The 15,834-nt window shown below is 67.9% G+C and carries 18 protein-coding genes; 10 read left to right on the forward strand and 8 right to left on the reverse strand.

Translation table 11 applies throughout. The features are described from left to right. The first annotated feature begins 27 nt into the window (after nt 1-27). Both FHW84_RS05565 and FHW84_RS05570 read left to right on the forward strand, forming a co-directional pair. A complete protein-coding gene (locus tag FHW84_RS05565; RefSeq protein WP_167253233.1) occupies nt 28-753 on the forward strand; it encodes a DUF6683 family protein in 726 nt (241 codons plus the stop codon). A gap of 83 nt (nt 754-836) precedes the next feature. Continuing rightward, nucleotides 837-1,433: a GNAT family N-acetyltransferase gene (locus tag FHW84_RS05570; RefSeq protein ID WP_167253235.1), complete on the forward strand. Its 597-nt coding sequence runs from the start codon at nt 837-839 to the stop codon at nt 1,431-1,433. Here FHW84_RS05570 and FHW84_RS05575 read toward each other — a convergent pair whose 3' ends face one another. Together FHW84_RS05575 and FHW84_RS05580 are read right to left on the reverse strand one after the other, a co-directional pair. Beyond that, nucleotides 1,434-2,093: a hypothetical protein gene (locus FHW84_RS05575; protein WP_167253237.1), complete on the reverse strand. Its 660-nt coding sequence runs from the start codon at nt 2,091-2,093 to the stop codon at nt 1,434-1,436. A gap of 18 nt (nt 2,094-2,111) precedes the next feature. After that, nucleotides 2,112-2,357, reverse strand: a complete 246-nt coding sequence (locus FHW84_RS05580; protein WP_167253239.1) for a hypothetical protein — start codon at nt 2,355-2,357, stop codon at nt 2,112-2,114. A gap of 179 nt (nt 2,358-2,536) precedes the next feature. On the opposite strand from FHW84_RS05580, the gene sctU reads away from it, so the two are divergent. Next, nucleotides 2,537-3,610, forward strand: a complete 1,074-nt coding sequence (sctU, locus tag FHW84_RS05585) for a type III secretion system export apparatus subunit SctU (RefSeq protein ID WP_167253241.1) — start codon at nt 2,537-2,539, stop codon at nt 3,608-3,610. A gap of 3 nt (nt 3,611-3,613) precedes the next feature. Here the strand turns inward: sctU and sctT are convergent, their stop codons facing one another. The 6 genes from sctT to FHW84_RS05615 are packed head-to-tail and all read right to left on the reverse strand — an operon-like array spanning nt 3,614 to nt 8,027. Further along, on the reverse strand, nt 3,614-4,411 hold the full coding sequence (gene sctT, locus FHW84_RS05590) for a type III secretion system export apparatus subunit SctT (protein ID WP_167253243.1): 798 nt from the start codon (nt 4,409-4,411) through the stop codon (nt 3,614-3,616). 7 nt (nt 4,412-4,418) lie between these two features. Beyond that, complete coding sequence (gene sctS, locus FHW84_RS05595; protein ID WP_167253244.1) at nt 4,419-4,685, reverse strand: type III secretion system export apparatus subunit SctS; 267 nt, start codon at nt 4,683-4,685, stop codon at nt 4,419-4,421. Between the two features lie 9 nt (nt 4,686-4,694). Next, on the reverse strand, nt 4,695-5,360 hold the full coding sequence (gene sctR / locus FHW84_RS05600) for a type III secretion system export apparatus subunit SctR (protein ID WP_167253246.1): 666 nt from the start codon (nt 5,358-5,360) through the stop codon (nt 4,695-4,697). Nucleotides 5,361-5,362: 2 nt separating this feature from the next. Next, entirely contained in the window at nt 5,363-6,325 is a 963-nt protein-coding gene (locus tag FHW84_RS05605; protein ID WP_167253248.1) for a FliM/FliN family flagellar motor switch protein, read from the reverse strand. An 11-nt stretch (nt 6,326-6,336) separates the two neighbouring features. Further along, nucleotides 6,337-6,936, reverse strand: coding sequence for a response regulator (locus tag FHW84_RS05610; RefSeq protein WP_167253250.1), 600 nt, complete (start codon nt 6,934-6,936; stop codon nt 6,337-6,339). Continuing rightward, complete coding sequence (locus FHW84_RS05615) at nt 6,933-8,027, reverse strand: ATP-binding protein (protein WP_167253252.1); 1,095 nt, start codon at nt 8,025-8,027, stop codon at nt 6,933-6,935. Before FHW84_RS05615 ends, FHW84_RS05610 begins: the two co-directional genes overlap by 4 nt. A 102-nt stretch (nt 8,028-8,129) precedes the next feature. On the opposite strand from FHW84_RS05615, the gene fliO reads away from it, so the two are divergent. The 7 genes from fliO to sctJ all read left to right on the forward strand — a co-directional run bounded on the left by fliO (nt 8,130) and on the right by sctJ (nt 15,828). Beyond that, nucleotides 8,130-8,462 (forward strand): flagellar biosynthetic protein FliO, encoded by a 333-nt coding sequence (gene fliO / locus FHW84_RS05620; protein ID WP_167253254.1) that lies wholly within the window; start codon nt 8,130-8,132, stop codon nt 8,460-8,462. A gap of 355 nt (nt 8,463-8,817) precedes the next feature. Beyond that, the gene (sctV, locus tag FHW84_RS05625) at nt 8,818-10,887 is read left to right on the forward strand and encodes a type III secretion system export apparatus subunit SctV (RefSeq protein WP_167253256.1); all 2,070 of its coding nucleotides are present in this window, start codon (nt 8,818-8,820) and stop codon (nt 10,885-10,887) included. A gap of 37 nt (nt 10,888-10,924) precedes the next feature. After that, complete coding sequence (gene sctC, locus FHW84_RS05630) at nt 10,925-12,904, forward strand: type III secretion system outer membrane ring subunit SctC (protein ID WP_167253257.1); 1,980 nt, start codon at nt 10,925-10,927, stop codon at nt 12,902-12,904. A gap of 4 nt (nt 12,905-12,908) precedes the next feature. After that, a complete protein-coding gene (locus tag FHW84_RS05635) occupies nt 12,909-14,222 on the forward strand; it encodes an FHA domain-containing protein (protein ID WP_167253259.1) in 1,314 nt (437 codons plus the stop codon). 31 nt (nt 14,223-14,253) lie between these two features. Next, the gene (locus tag FHW84_RS05640; protein ID WP_208399640.1) at nt 14,254-14,598 is read left to right on the forward strand and encodes a hypothetical protein; all 345 of its coding nucleotides are present in this window, start codon (nt 14,254-14,256) and stop codon (nt 14,596-14,598) included. Nucleotides 14,599-14,625: 27 nt separating this feature from the next. Continuing rightward, nucleotides 14,626-15,030, forward strand: a complete 405-nt coding sequence (locus FHW84_RS05645; RefSeq protein WP_167253260.1) for a hypothetical protein — start codon at nt 14,626-14,628, stop codon at nt 15,028-15,030. 12 nt (nt 15,031-15,042) lie between these two features. After that, nucleotides 15,043-15,828, forward strand: a complete 786-nt coding sequence (gene sctJ, locus FHW84_RS05650; RefSeq protein ID WP_167253262.1) for a type III secretion inner membrane ring lipoprotein SctJ — start codon at nt 15,043-15,045, stop codon at nt 15,826-15,828. The last annotated feature ends 6 nt before the right edge of the window (nt 15,829-15,834 follow it).

The following is a 15,834-nucleotide window of genomic DNA, read 5'->3' on the forward strand; positions in this document are numbered from 1 at the left end:
CCGCGTTGTTTTTCTGGAGCCATGCCCATGAAACGTTCCCCGCTCGCGCTGCTGCTGTTGCTGCTGGCGTGCACCGCGCACGCGCAGTACGACGCCGGCGCCACGGTGGGCATGGGCCAGGGCATGGTGCTCAACAATGCAGTGATCGGCTCCAACGTGATGGGCGACGTGATCCTGAAGCAGGGTCAGGCGGCGCATCGCGGCGGCGCATCCAGCCAGGGCGGCGCCGCGAATCTCGCCGCCCTGCAATTCCGGCCCTCGGCGGTCGTGAGCAGGTCGGTGCTCGACCGCATCGCCCGCCAATTCGGCGGCCGCCAGCCGGACAGCTACCGCCAGGCGCTGCTGCGCGAAGGCCTGCTGGCGAAGTTCGATGCGCTGCTGCAGCAGTACGGCTACGACAGCCATAACGTGGCTGACGCATTCACCGCCTACCTGGTGCTGTCGTGGGAAGTGGTGAACAACGGCAGCATCGGCCAGAACCGCGCGGGCATCGATGCCGTCCGCCGCAACATGCAGCAGGCGCTGGCGCGCAATCCGCGCTTCGTCGCCATGCCGGATGCGCAGAAGCAGGAAATGGCCGAGACCTTCGGCTATCTCGCGATGATCGCCTCGTCCACGCGCAGCGCATTGCAGCGCAAGGGCGATCAGATGAGCCTGGCCAGGCTGCAGGAAGGCGTCAACGGTACCGCGCAGAAAATGGGCGTCGATTTGCGCGAGGTCAGACTCACGCCGCAAGGCTTCGTCGCGCTGTGATGCAGCGGCCTGGGGAAATCCCCAGCTAGCCAGCGCCGCCGCCGCGCGTCAGAGTCGCGCAAGCATCGACTTCGGGCACGGCCATGAGCGATACGGCGGAACGGCAGGTCAGGGCGCGGCCCATGGCGCCGGCCGCGGGCGTGGAAGTCGCGCGCAGCCGCCGCATTCGCCTGCGCCAGCTGAGCTACGGCGACATTCCCTGGCTTAGCCGTCTATACGCCCAGCCGCAGGTGCGCCAGTTCCAGCTGGACGATTGCCCCACGCGCTTTATCGACGTCGCCGCCCTGGTGGCCTGGGTCAACCAGATCTACGCGAAGCATCGCGGCCTGGGCATCTGGCGTGCCGATTCGACGGGCGGCGAATTTCTCGGCACGTTCTCGCTGATGCCGGTGCAGGCCACCGGCGAAGTGGAAATCGGCGCGCGGCTCACGGCCCAGGCATGGGGGCGCTGGTATGCGATCGAGGGCGGCCGGCTGCTGTGCCGGCAGGCCTTTGCGGTACTGGGCTTGCCGGCGCTCGCGGCTTACCACCATCCGGAAAACGAAGTGGTCGCACGCGTACTGGAACGCTTGGGCTTCCGCGAAACCGGCGCTTGCGAATACGCGGGCAAAGCGGCGCGCCGTTTCGAACTGGCCGCGGCGGATTGGGGTGTGAGCGAGGCCGCGGCCGCGCAGGCCTGATCACAGCCGGTGCACGATCCAGCCCGGCGGCACCGGCGTATCCGGCGCATCGCCGCGCAGGGCAGCACGCACGACTTCGTCCGGTGTGCTCTGCGGCTTGCGCCAGCGCTGCGCCATGCGGCTCAGGATGTCGCGCGTATCGCGCGTGTAGGTGCCTTCCAGTTCGCCGCCGGCATCGGAGCCGAGCTTGCCGGCGTACAGCTCGCGCAATTCGGGATTGAGATCGAACAGCGCCAGCAGCTTGCGCACCGCATCGGCGTACAGCGCTTCTTCCAGCATCGGGCGCTGGGTCTGCTGGCAATGCCACACGGTGAGATATTCGATCGGACCGAGCAGGCGGCGGCGCGTGTGCGCATTCATGCCGGCGCCTTCGCCGCTGGAGCCGCCCCAGGCGCTCAAGGGGCCGCTGGGCAGATCCATGCGGCGCGCGGCGGCGGCGAGCAGGTCGGCCACCAGTTGCTTGGCGGCGGTGTCTTCGCTTTCCGCCACGATCAGCAGGATCTTGAGGAACACCGGATACGCATCGTCGCCGAGCTGGCGCACCACGCGCTTGGCCAGCGCCAGGCGCATCTCGACGGAAGGTTCTTGCTGAAGCGCACCGATCAGCCGCCGCGCGGTTTCCAGCAGCGGTGCGGCAAGCGGTTGCAGCTGGGCGCTCATGCGGGCGCTCGCGCCGGATCAGCCGAGCGGGGCCAGGATGTGGCTGACGACCTGGTCCAGATGCGCACCGCCGCCGGGCAGGGCCGGGGCGCCGCCCAGCAAGCGTTCCGCCGCGCTGCTGCCGGCCCACACGTCCAGGCCCAGCAGCTGGTTGCCGTGGCTTGCCGGCAGGCGCTGCGCCAGGGCCTGGCCCGCCAGCGCGTGCAGGCCGCCGGCCTCGAGGGACGACGCAAGCGGACGCGGCTGGAGTTCGGAAAGGCTCATGGCACCCGGCGTGGAATCGATGCTTGGCATCAGTCTAGGTCTCGCATGGTGCTGAATCAGCTGGGGTAATCCCTAGGTGGTCGGCAGCGGCCGGCCTGTCCACACTGGCGTCCTGGTCACGGTGAATGCCCAACGCCAGGGCGTAGCATCGGTTGACCGCCACAGGCGCGAGCGGACTCATGGCCGGGCAGAACAAGGACAGCGGTGACCGCACCGAAAAACCCACCCCGAAACGCTTGCGCGACGCCCGCAAGGAAGGCGACGTCCACAAGAGCCGCGAGCTGACCAGCACCGTACTGGTATTGGCCTGGCTGCTGATGGTGATGATGGGCATGCCGCTGATCCGCGCTCGTCTCAGCGGATTGTTCGATACCACCCTGTCCGGCCTCAATCAGCCATTCGGCCAGGCGCTGCACACGGTGGGGCTGGCCACGCTGGAAGCCTTCCTGTGGTTGACCTTGCCCTTCCTGCTCGGCGCGGTGGCGGTGGGCGTGATGGTGGAATTCCTGCAGGTCGGGCCGGTGTTCGCGCCCAGGAAGCTCAAGCCCGATGCCAGCCGCATGAATCCCGCCGAGGGCATCAAGCGGCTGTTCTCGCAGGAGAACCTGGTGGAGGTGATCAAGGCCATCGCCAAGAGCGGCCTGCTGATCGGCCTGTTCGCCTGGGTGCTGTTCGCGCTGATCGGCCAGTTCGCGCAGCTGCCGCAGGCGCCGCCGGAAATGCTCGGCGAGGCGCACTGGGTGGCGGTGAAGCGGCTGGCGACCGGGGTGATCTTCGTTTTCTTCTTCGTGTCGGTGCTGGATGCGTTCTACCAGCGCTACGCCTTCACCAGGAAAATGAAGATGAGCCGCCGCGACATCAAGCAGGAGCTCAAGGACAACGAAGGCGACCCGATGGTGAAAGGCCGCCGCCGCCAGCTGCACCAGGAGTGGGCGCAGCAGAACACCCTGGCCGGCGTGCGCAGCGCCAGCGTGGTGGTCACCAATCCCACCCACCTGGCCATCGCCATCCGCTACCAGCAGGGCGAGGACGACCTGCCGGTGATCGTGGCCAAGGGCGAGGACCACGAGGCCGCGCTGATCCGCCAGGCCGCCGAGGAAGCCGGCGTGCCGATCATGCGCAACGTCACCCTGGCGCGCGGCCTGTACGAGAAAGTGGAAGTGGACGAATACCTGCCGTCCGATTTCTTCGAAGCCGTGGCCGAGCTGCTGCGCTGGGCCGAGTCGATCCGCGATTCGCGCGACGGCAAATAGCGCTTAAAGAATCGACTGCAGCATCTTCAGCAGCCCGCGGTTCTCGTACAGCTTGCGCATCACCACTTCCACCATCGCGCCCAGCGCCAGCAGCAGCACCCAGGTGGACATCCACGCCTTGATCGGCATCGCCAGCGCGAACACGTTCAACTGCTGCGCATAGCGGTTGACCAGGCCCAGCGCGATATCCACCAGCGACATCACCACCAGCGCCGGCGCCGACAGCACCAGCACGGCCGTCATCAGGTAATTGAACTGGCCGATAAAGAACTCCATGCCGCCGGCCTTCAGCGGCGGCAGCATGCTCGCCACCGGCCACAGCGCATAGCTGGACATCAGCAGGTCCAGGAACACGGTGAACGCGCCGCTGGTCATGAACAGCCAGGTCGCCAGCTGCATCAGGAACACGCTAGTGAGCGTGCTCTGCTGGCCGGCGATCGGGTCCATGTCCATCGACATCGACGAGCCGGCCTTGGTGTCGATCACCGCGCCCGCCGCACCCAGCGCCCAGAACACCATGCCGAAGCAGAAGCCGATCAGCAGCCCGATAAAGACTTCCTTGCCCAGCACGCCGATCCAGTTGGCGCCGGTCATCACCGTCATGCCGGGGCTGGCCGCGGCAGCGAGCGGATAGGCCAGGATGGCCAGGCTTACGTAGAAGCTGTTGCGCACCAGCGACGGTACCGTCTCCGCCGTCATCAGCGGCAGCACCAGGAAGGCCGCGACGATGCGCGGCAAAGTCAGCGCCACGCCGGTGAGCTGGTCGCCCAGGTATTGAACGGAAAACGCGTCCCCCGTCATCGCGCGCTCAATGCAGCATGCCGGGGAAGCCGCTGAACAAGCGGTCGGCGAACTTGAACAGGGTGCCGCCGAGCATGGCCGCCGTACCCAGCAGCGCAACCACGACCACCACGAATTTCACCGCGTAGGGAAAGGTCTGTTCCTGGATCTGCGTGGCCGCCTGCAGAAACGCCACCAGCAGGCCGGCGATGGCGGCGGCCAGGATCGGCGGCGCGGACAGCACCAGCACCAGCCACAGGGCTTCGCGGGCGAGCTGGATTTCCTGATCGTACATGCCCGCCTCCTATTGGTAGGTCATCACCAGGCCGTGGATCAGCTTGGCCCAGCCGCTGAGCAGCACGAACAGCAATAACTTGAACGGCAGCGACACCATGGTCGGCGACAGCATCATCATGCCCATCGCCAGCAGGATGTTGGACACCACCAGGTCGATCACCAGGAACGGCAGGAAAATCAGGAAGCCGATCTGGAACGCCTGGGTCAGCTCGCTCACGGTGAACGCGGGCACGATCACCATGTAGTCCTCGTTGGTGAGGTCGGCCTGGCGGTCCGCCGGCAGCAGGCGCTTGGCGCTGGCGAGAAAAAAACCGCGCTCGTTCTCGTTGCTGTGCTTGATCAAAAAGCGCCGCAGCGGCTCCTTGCCCGATTGCACCAGCTGGCCGAGTTTCTCCATGGTCATCGGCCCGGGCGCCTGCGTGCTCATCTGCGTCTGCACGTCGCGGTAGCTGTCGCCGAGCACCGGGTTCATCACGTAGATCGACAGGATGATGGCCAACCCGTTGATCACCACGTTCGGCGGCACCTGCTGCAGCCCCAGCGCGTTGCGCAGCAGGCTCAGCACCACCACGATCTTGGTGAACGAGGTGACCATCACCGCGACGAACGGCGCCATCGCCAGCGCCACCACCATGGTGATGACCAGCGCCGGCGAGAAACTATTGAAATCCATGCTCAGTCCCTTTGCGCAATGCGTACGCCCAACCATTCGCCCAGCCGCACCACGCTGCCTTCGCCGTAGCGCCGTCCGCCGAGCATGATCCCGACGGTGGCGCCGACCAGCGCACCGTCCACCTGCAGCACGCTGCCGGCGCGCAGGGCGCCCAGGTCGTCGAGGCTCATGTTCAGCCGCGTCAGCAGGAACAGCGGGCGCGCGGAGTCGTTGCCCACGGCCATCAGCGGGCGTTGCACGATCTGCCACTCGCCCTGGCGCCGCTGCACCGCCCAGCCTTCGGGCAGGCCGAAAACGTGGCGTGCGCTTTCGTCGTCCGGCTGCAGCCGCGCTTCGCAGTCCGCCTCATGGCCGACGACCAGCACGTCGCCGGGCGCGAGTGCGGCCGCGGCGGCGGCATCGAGTGCGTGCCCCGGCACCACCAGGCGCAGTGAGAGAGATGCAATGTCGCCGATCAGCGCGGGCGTGGACGGGTCCTGCCGCCATTCGCTGCGTGCCGCCAGCGCGCGCACGTCGGTTTCGGCCAGGCCGACCCAGCCGCCGACGGTGCCGCCGTCGTGCTCCTGCCACAGCAGCTTGAGCCACAGCTTGTCGCGCTCGCCGCCGATCGGCAGGAAGGCCGCCGGTAGCGCATCCTGGCCGAGCAGCGCACCCAGCGCACCGACCAGCGCTTCGTGCGAGAGCGACCAGGCGAGCAGGCGCGCTTCGCCGTCGTAATCCTGCCAGCGCGCATCGCCGAGCGGGCTTTCGCCGCGCTCCTGCTCCAGGGCCAGCCAGCACGAGCCATGCGCATGATCGAGCCGCACGCAGGCCAGGCCGGCGGCGTGGCGCTGGCCGCGTCCGGCCTGCACGGTGAGCACGCCGATGGCGTCGGCATAAGCCAATACGTTGCCGCGCGACAGCAATGCGCGGGCCGCGGCGAGCAAGCCGTCGCCGGGCGGGGGAATGGCCGGTACGGCCTCCATGGCGACCATGCTCAAGCTTGGCCCAGCACGGCGCGCGTCAGTTCGACCACGTTGTGCGCACCGAGCTTGGCCATCAGGTTGGCGCGGTGCAGTTCCACGGTCTTGGGGCTGATCTTCAGATCGTCCGCGATCACCTTGTTGAGTTTCCCGCTCATGATGCCGTCCAGTACCTGCCGCTCGCGCCGGGTCAGGTTCGCCAGCGCGCCGGAAGCCGCCTGCGGCGCATGCGCCGACAGCGCGGACTGGATCGCCTCGATCAATAGCGGCGCGTCGAACGGCTTCTCGATGAAATTGGCCGCGCCATGGCGCATCGCATCCACCGCCAGCGGCACGTCGCCGTGGCCGGTAACGAAGATCAGCGGCAGCGCCAGGCCGCGGTGGGCCAGCTCGCTCTGCAATTCCAGCCCGCTCATGCCGGGCATGCGGATATCGCTGACCACGCAGCTGCGCGCCGGCGGCGGTGTGCGCGCGATCTCCTTCAGCAGGGCCTCCGCGCTGGAAAACGCCTGCACCTCGAAGCCGGTCTGCTCCAGGATCCAGACACAGGAATCGCGGAACTCCTGGTGGTCGTCCACCAGGTAGATGCGGGTGCCGTGGTTGGCCGATGTCATGCAGCGTTCCCTCGTGGCACGGTGAACGCCATGGCGCAGCCGCCGCGCCCTTCCGGGTTCGGTTCGGCGAACAGGCGTCCCTCGTGGTATTCGACGATCGAGCGGCAGATGGCCAGGCCGATCCCCAGCCCGTCGGGCTTGGTGGTGTACAGCGGCGTGAACAGCCGTTGCATGTCGGCGGCGCCGAGGCCGCAGCCCTGGTCGACCACGCGGATCTCCACCATGCCGTCGTAGTCCACCCGCGCGGTGACGCGGATGCCGCGCCGCGCCGGCGGTGTCTCGCGCATGGCTTCGATCGCGTTCTTGATCAGGTTGAGCAGCACCTGTTCGATCATCACGCGGTCGGCGAAGATCGGCGGCAGGTCCGCCGGCAGCGCGTCGACGATGGCGACCTGGAACTGCTCGGCCTCCAGCCGCAGCAGCTCGATCACGCCGTGCACCAGCGCGTGCGCATCCAGGTTCTGCCGGTGCGGTTCGCGGCTGCGAACGAACTCGCGGATGCTGCCGATGATCTGCGCGGCGCGCTCGGCCTGGCGCTTGGCCAGGCGGATGCCCTGCAGCAGATGGCCCGACCCCTGCGTCTCGCCCGCCAGCTGTTCGCAGCCGTTCAAGTAGTTCACCGCCGCGGCCAGCGGCTGGTTGAGTTCATGCGCCAGCGTGGTCGCCATCTCGCCCACGCTCATCATGCGCGAGGTGGACAACAGCTGTTCGTGCTGCGCCTGGTGGCGGCGCAGCAGGTCGATGCACTCGCTGATATTGGTGATGAACAGCGCCTCGGCCGGCGCGGCGACGGTCGGCTGGCCGTTGTCGATGCGATACCAGCGCCGCGTCTGCGCGGCGTAGTAGATCGGCTTGCCGCCCTGGCCGCTGGTGCTTTCGAACGCTGCGTCGAAGTGTGCGCGCGCCGGTGCGCGCTCGAACTGGGGGAACTCGTCGCGGAAAGCCGCGTTGCAGGCCAGTGCGTTGCCGTCGTGGCGGTCGAACACGATGCATGGCCACGGCACCGCGTCGATCCATGCATATCCCTGCGCTGCGTCGGCGGTCGCGTTCCGTGCGGGCGTCGGCTTGCGGTGAATCCGGGTCACAGGCATCGTGACGATCCTTGATCGATCAGGTGTGCCGCGCTTTCGTCCCCCATGACGAACGACACAGTGGCCAGGTCGGTTGGTTTTTTTTGGAATGGGAATAATGCCATGAAGAGATTACTTCGCAACGTCATGGCCGGATTAACTTGGCCATCCGTCGCATTTGCAACCGATTCACCCGAAGGCGGCAGCCTCTGGCTAGGCCTTTTATTACCGCTAATTGCAGTATGCGCGGCCTTGCTTGCATGGCTGTGGTGGCTGCGCAAGGGCCAGGCGTTACGTGGTCCCGGCGGTCCGTTGAAAGTGGTTCAGGCCGTTGCCGTAGGCGCGCGCGAGCGCGTGGTGGTGGTGGATGCGGCGGAGCGCCGCCTGGTGCTTGGCGTCACGGCGCAGCGCGTGGAACTGATCGCCGAATTACGGCGTGATGACAATGCGAAATAGCGTGATCAATATCACGCTGAAAGCGTGAATCGGAAAATACTTTCGATTATATGCCCCGTGTGAATTTCATTTTCACGAAGGTGAATCATAAAACCTAGGGTTTTCCCTAGGTACCGATTTTCAGGGGCGCTGTGTAGGTTGCCACTTCACCGAGCGCCGACAGGGGGCGTAAGGCTGAAGTGGATCGCGCCGCAAGAGCGCGGCGGCATCGGCAACGGCAGTGGGAGAGGGCGTTTCCATTCGCTCAATGGACGAGTGTGTCCGCTTGCCGGAGTCGTGTGCGTGGTCAGCGTGGCGAGGCCAATCAGGTTGCCAGCACAGCGGGTCGTCGCCGGCCGCGCCGCAGCGGTGCGCCATGGCGCTTGAAGCGATCCTCTCGCGGCTGGCGCCCGGCGCCGGCGGCTCGCGCAGCTACAGCGACCTGGTGCTGGTCGCGGGCGTGGTGGCGATCATCGGTTTGATGATCCTGCCGCTGCCGATGATGGCCATCGACGCCCTGGTGGCGCTCAACATGCTCATCGGCGTCGGCCTGCTGCTGATCGCCATCTATATCCCGGCGCCCGTCGCGTTCTCCAGCTTCCCCAGCGTGCTGCTGCTCACCACGCTGTTCCGCCTGGCGCTGTCGATCGCCATCACGCGCTCGATCCTGCTCAACGCCGACGGCGGCCACATCATCGACACCTTCGGCAACATGGTGGTCGGCGGCAACCTGATCGTGGGCCTGGTGGTGTTCCTCATCATCACGGTGGTGCAGTTCATCGTGGTGGCCAAGGGTGCCGAGCGCGTGGCCGAAGTGGCGGCCCGCTTCTCGCTGGACGCCATGCCCGGCAAGCAGCTGTCGATCGACTCGGACCTGCGCTCGGGCCTGCTCGAGAAAGACGAGGCGCGCCGCCGCCGGCGTCTGCTGGAAATCGAAAGCCAGCTGCACGGCTCGCTCGATGGCGCCATGAAGTTCGTCAAGGGCGACGCCATCGCCGGCATCGTGATCATCGTGATCAACCTGCTGGGCGGCCTGGGCGTGGGCGTGATGATGCACGGCATGGGCCTGGGCGAGGCCGTGCACACGTACAGCGTGCTGACCATCGGCGACGGCCTGGTCGCGCAGATCCCGGCCCTGCTGGCTTCCATCTCCGCCGGCCTGATCGTCACCCGCACCGCCGGCGACGAGGAGGACCGCAACCTCGGCGCGATCATCGCGCGGCAGATCTCCGGCGAGCCGCGGGTGACCATGATCATCGGCTGCATCGCGCTGGGCATGATGCTGGTGCCGGGCTTCCCGGTGCTGGTGTTCCTGCCGCTGGGCCTGATCCTGGTCGGCATCGCTTCCTGGCGCATGCGCGAGCGCGTGGGCTTCCTGCGCCGCCTGTTCAAGGTGCCGGAGAGCCAGGCCGAGCTGCTGCCGCCGGACGTGGCCGACAGCGACGTGCTGCTGCCCTCGGCGCCGCTGTTGCTGGAAGTGCACATGTCGGCGCTGCAGGCGCTGGGCAGCAACCAGGTGCGCAGCGTGCTGCGCCAGGTGGTCGGCGGCCTGCGCGAAGACTACGGCGTGCCGCTGCCGAAGCCCGCGCTGCGCGCCGGCCTGAATCTGCCGGAGCAGGGCTACGCGCTGTATGCCTACGGGGTACGTATCGCCCACGGTGCGCTGCGTCCGGGCCAGCTGTTCCTCCCCGGCCGTGCCGCGCTGCCGCCGGCGGCGGCAGCGGACAACGGCGCGCTGGCCCCGGAAGGCGTGAACGGTTTCCCCGGCCGCTGGCTGCCGCGCGACGGCGCGCGCCAGGCCAAGGCGCTGGAAGCGCCGCAGGTGCTGCACGAGCACATCCGCCTGTCGCTGGAGCGGCATCTGTCGCTGTTCGTCGGCATCCAGGAAACCTCCAATCTCTCCAACGGCCTGAGCCGCGACTACCCGGACCTGGTGCGCGAAATGCTGCGCGTGGTGTCGCCGCAGCGCGTGGCCGAGGTGCTCAAGCGCCTGGTCGAGGAACGCGTGCCGATCCGCCAGCTGCGCGACGTGTTCGAGGCGATCACCGACGCCGCCAGCCGCGAGAAGGACATCGTGCTGGTGGCCGAATACGTGCGCATGGCGCTGCGCCGCCACCTCAGCTACCGCTACGCCGACGACAACCACGTGCTGCGCGTGCTGGTGGCGCGCCCGGAGCTGGAAGAACGCCTGCGCCGCTCGGTGCACACCGGCCCGGCCGGCACCCAGCTGGCGGTGGAGCCGGATCTCGCCGCGCGCCTGCTGGCGCAGATCGGCGAGCACGCGCGCGGCGAACACGGCACGGCGATGGTGCTGCTCAGCTCGATGGACGTGCGCCGCCACCTGCGCAAGCTCACCGAGGCGGAGTACGCCGACATCCCGGTGCTTTCTTATCAGGAGCTGGTACCCGACCTGCGTCTGGTGCCGGTGGGACAACTGGCCGTCTGACGGCCGCGACATTGAACAGGCCAAGGAATCCGTGAAGATGGGCGATGACAGGGGCAGGACGATGGGCAAGGGCACGCGGCGGGCGCTGGCCTGCATGGCGGTGCTCGGCCTGATGCTGTACGCCGCGCTGGCGCAGGCGGCCGCGATACCGTTCAAGAAGAGCAGTACCGAGATCCAGACCGACAAGACGCTGCGCGAGATCCTGCCGGACTTCTTCCACGACCAGGGCCTGGAAGTGGTGCTGAGCCCGCAGGTCGCCGCGCGCAACGGCACGCTCAACGGCAGCTTCAAGGGCACCTATGCGCAGGTGTGGCGGCGCATCGCCGACACCAATGGCCTGCTGGCCTATTGGGACGGTTCGGCCGTCTACGTCTACCTCGATTCCGAGCGCGTCACCGACTACACCAGCGTGCCGCTGCCGCTGGAGCAGCAGTTCATCTCCGCCATGGGCAGCGTGAACTGGGCCGACGCCGCCACCGGCAACGTGTGGAAGCTCGAACCCAGCACCGGCCTGGTCTCCATCACCGGCACCAAGCGCTTCGCCGAGCAGGTCAAGCAGATGTCGCTGACCATTGCCGGCCTGGGCCAGCGCGAGACCACGCGCTTCAAGTTCTATCCGCTGAAGTACGCCTGGGCCTCCGACACCAGCATGAACCTGGGCAGCCGCCAGGTGACGGTGCCGGGCGTGGCCAGCGTGCTGCGCGCCCTGGTCAGCGACCCGGGCAGCTACGGCCAGTTCAGCGGCGCCAGCGAGCGGCTCGCCTCGCCGCGCCAGCGCGGCCTGCGCGGCCAGGGCCTGGCCGGCCAGGGGCAGCAACCGCCGCCGCCGCTGGGCAACTACAGCGTGCCGCCGGCGCAGGACGACGACGGCCTGACCCCGCCCGCCGCGCAGCTGGCGCCCACCGCGCAGCGCAACGGCGTGGAAGCGATCGCCGGCAGCGGCGACACGCGCATCGTCGCCGACAGCTTCCGCAACGCGATCATCGTGCGCGACACGCCCGACCGCCTGCCGATGTACGACGAATTGATCCGCCAGCTCGACGTGCCGCCGCAGATGGTCGAGATCGAAGCGACCATCATCGACGTCAACAAGACCAAGGCGCGCCAGCTCGGCATCAACTGGTTCTACCGCAACCACCGCACCACGGTGGGCTTCATGAGCGGCAACCAGGCGCCGGCCGACGCCCTGTACAACAAGGCGCTGCTGCTGGCCGCGCTGGGGCTGGGCGACACCAGCGGCCTGCCGCCGCTGTTCAACAACGGTTTCCAGATCGGCACGATCCTGGGCAACCCCGCCAAGTTCGTGGCCAACATCAATGCGCTGGAAGACGACGGCATCGCCCACGTGGTCACCCGCCCGCAGGTGATCACCATGAACGACGCCGAGGCGGTGATCCAGAGCAACCAGTCCGTGTATGTGCCGGTGGCCGGCGCCTACAACTCCGACCTCTACAACGTCACCGCGGGCACCACGCTGCGCGTCACGCCGCATCTGGTGATGGAAGAGGGCGCGCCGCGCATCCGCATGATGGTGCAGATCGAGGACGGCAACATCACCTACTCGGCCAAGGATGCGCAGGACATCTCGTATCCCATCGTCAGCCAGAACGCGGTCAACACGCAGGCGGTGATCCAGGACGGCCAGGGCCTGCTGCTGGGCGGCCTGGTGCAGGACCAGTCGCAGAACAACGAGCACAAGATTCCCGTGCTCGGCGACATCCCGCTGCTGGGCTATCTGTTCAAGACCGTGCAGAAGCAGCGCGCGCATACCGAGCGCCTGTTCCTGATCACGCCGCGCCTGGTGATGCTCAACCACATCAACGGCCAGCAGACCCCCAGCTCGCCGCAGGTGAGCATGGAAAGCCAGGAGCAGCTGGACAAGCAGGAAGCCAGCCGCGACGCCTGGTGGAACCACAAGAAGAGCCAGGTCACGCAGCCCGCGCCGCTGCCGGTGATCGTGCAGTCGCCGCCGACCGCGGCGCCGGCTCCCGCACCCCAGAAGCGCCCTCCGGAGTAATGCCATGAGCGCCTTGCCCGCTACCCGCCAACGCGCCAGCCAGCCGCCCAAGGTGCAGCTGGCCTTGCGCGTGTTCAGCGGGCTGCATGCGGGTGCGGAGCTGCGCCTGCCGCAGCGCGGCATCCTGATGATCGGGCAGGCCGACGACTGCGATCTGATCCTCAACGACACCGGCATCGCCAACCATCACTGCGTGCTCACCGTGGTCGGCGACCAGGTGCTGCTGCGCGCGATGGACGGCGAGGTGGAAACCCACGACGGCCGCATCGCGGTGGGCGAGAACGTCAGCCTGGAACACTTCGCCCTGGTGCGCCTGGGCGAAGTGCAGTTCGCGGTCGGTCCGCATTGGAGCGAGCGCTGGCAAAGCTTGTCCGATGCCGGCGACGACGCGCTGCCCGCGCTCACCGAACGCCAGTTGGCCGGCCGCCGCCGCGGCGTGCTGGCCCTGGCCGGCCTGCTGCTGGCGGTAGCCGCGCTGGTGCTGGCCGGCAGCTGGAAGGTCACGCATCCGGCGGTGACGGTGCGCGCGGCCAGCGTGTCCGACCAGCTCGACCGCGTCCGCGCGATCCTGCATGGCCTGTCACTGCGCCACGTCAGCGCCTCGGCGGGCGAGGGCGGCCACGTGGTGCTGCGCGGGGTGATCGGCAATGCGGCGCAGCTGCCGCAGCTCAAGCGCAAGCTTTCGGAAGCCGGCCTCACCACCGAGCTGACCGTGCGCGACTGGCCCAGCGTGGAGAAGCAGGTCAACGATATCTTCGCCATGCACGGCTACACGGTGGAAACCAAATTGCTCGACCAGGGCGGCGTGGAAGTCGGCGGCCATTTCGGCGACATCGCCAAGGCCGACAAGGTGAAGAGGGACGTGCTCGGCTCCACCGACATGCAGAACCTCAACGCCGACGCGCTGGGCCTGGCCCTGGCGCTGAAGAACTACGACGAACATGCGCCGGAACCGGTCAAGCCCGATCCCGGCAAGCGCATCCGCCACGTGGTCGGCGGGCGCGAACCGTACCTCGTGACGCGCGACGAGTCGCGCTACTACGTGGGCAACAAGCTGCCGCAGGGCGGCGTGTTCCTCGCCGTCAGCGCGGAAGGAACCATCCTCCTGCGCATGCCGGACAACCGCTACATGCAATTGAACAAGGCCGACGACTACCAGACCCCGCAGCCGCTCGACGAAGCGGCCGCGTCGGTGCTGCTGCCGCCGGCTGTGCCGGAGTCCGCCGCTTCCGCGGCCGAACCGGCGCCGGAGCCGCCCGTCCTTCCTGCCAAGGCCGTCGCCATCGGTGCGAGGGCCCAGGCCGGCGGCGGGCGTTGAAGCGAGCAGTGTCACCACCAGGAGACGAACCATGAGCAGCAACAACAGCATCAACGGCAACGGCGGCAATACGCAGTTCCCGACCATCAACACCAGCATCGCCGGCGGCAGCGCGGCGGCCGGCCGCTCGGCCAGCGACGAGCAGTCCAAGAGCTGGTTCGAAGCCATGGCCAAGGCCTGGGGCAACGCGCTGGACCATCAGGCCTCCAAGGTCACCGAGCTGTCCGCGCAGGTGAGCGAGAACGGTTCGGACCAGCCGTCGGTGATGACCCAGCTCACCGCCGAGAGCCTGAAGATGCAGTTCCTTTCCACCAACGCGGCCACCTCGAACAACGCGGTCGGCCAGGCGCTGGAAACCCTCGGACGCAAGCAGTAATCCGGCCGCGTGCCAGGAGGCATGAGCATGAACGTGGATCCTACCCAGCTGGTCAATGTCGGCCAGTTCGCGCCGGCCGAACCGAAGGCCGCCTCGCCGGCGCATGCCGACGACGTGGCCAAGTTCCGCCAGAGCTTCGCCGACGCCGCGCCGGCCAACGCGGTGCAGTCCGAGCAGGTGACGCCGGTGCCGCACGAGATGTCGCCGGAGTTCAAGGCGGTGCTCGGCCAGTTCGACTCGCTCAACGGCCGCGCCAACGAACTGGGCCGCCTGTCCGAGGCGATGAAGGCGAACGGGCGCGATCTCTCGCCCAGCCAGGTCATCGACATGACCCTGAAATGCCACGAGCTGGTGTTCCAGGCGGAGCTGACCAGCAACGTCGCCAACCGCAGTTCGGAAGGCGTGCAGCAATTGTTCCGCCAGCAGTCCTGAGGTCTCAAGGCGATGATCAAGCGTTTCGCGACCTTCGCCCTGCGGCTGGCGGCCCTGGCCTGCGTGCTCGGGCTGCTCGCCGGCTGCAGCCGCGACGTGCTGTACGCCAAGCTGGACGAACAGCAGGCCAACGACGTGGTGGCCGCGCTGATCAACGCCGGCATCGACGCGCAGAAGGAACCCGGCGAGCGCGGCGAGGGCTGGCGGGTGTCGCTCGACCGCCACGACATGCCGGCCGCGGTGGCGGTGCTGCGCGACGCCGGCCTGCCGCACCAGGGCATCGCCAATATCGCGCAGATCTACAAGAAGGACGGCTTCGTCTCCTCGCCGCTGGAGGACAAGCAGCGCTTCATCTACGCGCGCGAACAGCAGCTGGGCAATACGCTGCGGCAGTTCGACGGCGTGGTCGACGCGTACGTCTACCTGTCGATTCCCGACAAGAGCCCGATCGACGACAAGCCGCCGAGCGGCTCCGCCTCGGTGGTGATCATCGCCCGCCCCAATGCCGGCATCGAAAGCCGTGCGCCGGACATCAAGGCGGCGGTGATGACCGGCACCGAAGGGCTGACCGATCCCAGCCGCGTCACCGTGCAGTTCTTCCAGCGCACGCCCAGCGAAGTGCCGGTGCAGCCGGCGCGGTCGGGCGTGATGCGCGGCGACGTCGCGTCGATTTTGCTGATCGGCCTGGCGGCGCTTGCGGTGCTGCTGGCCGGCCTGCTGCTGTGGCGCAACCGCGGCGCGCTGATGGGCCACCCGTCGCGCGGCGTGATGCGGCGCGAGGCGCCGGGTGAGCGCTGAGCGCGC

It is taken from the genome of Dyella sp. SG562 (assembly GCF_011759495.1).
GTDB lineage: Bacteria > Pseudomonadota > Gammaproteobacteria > Xanthomonadales > Rhodanobacteraceae > Dyella_D > Dyella_D marensis.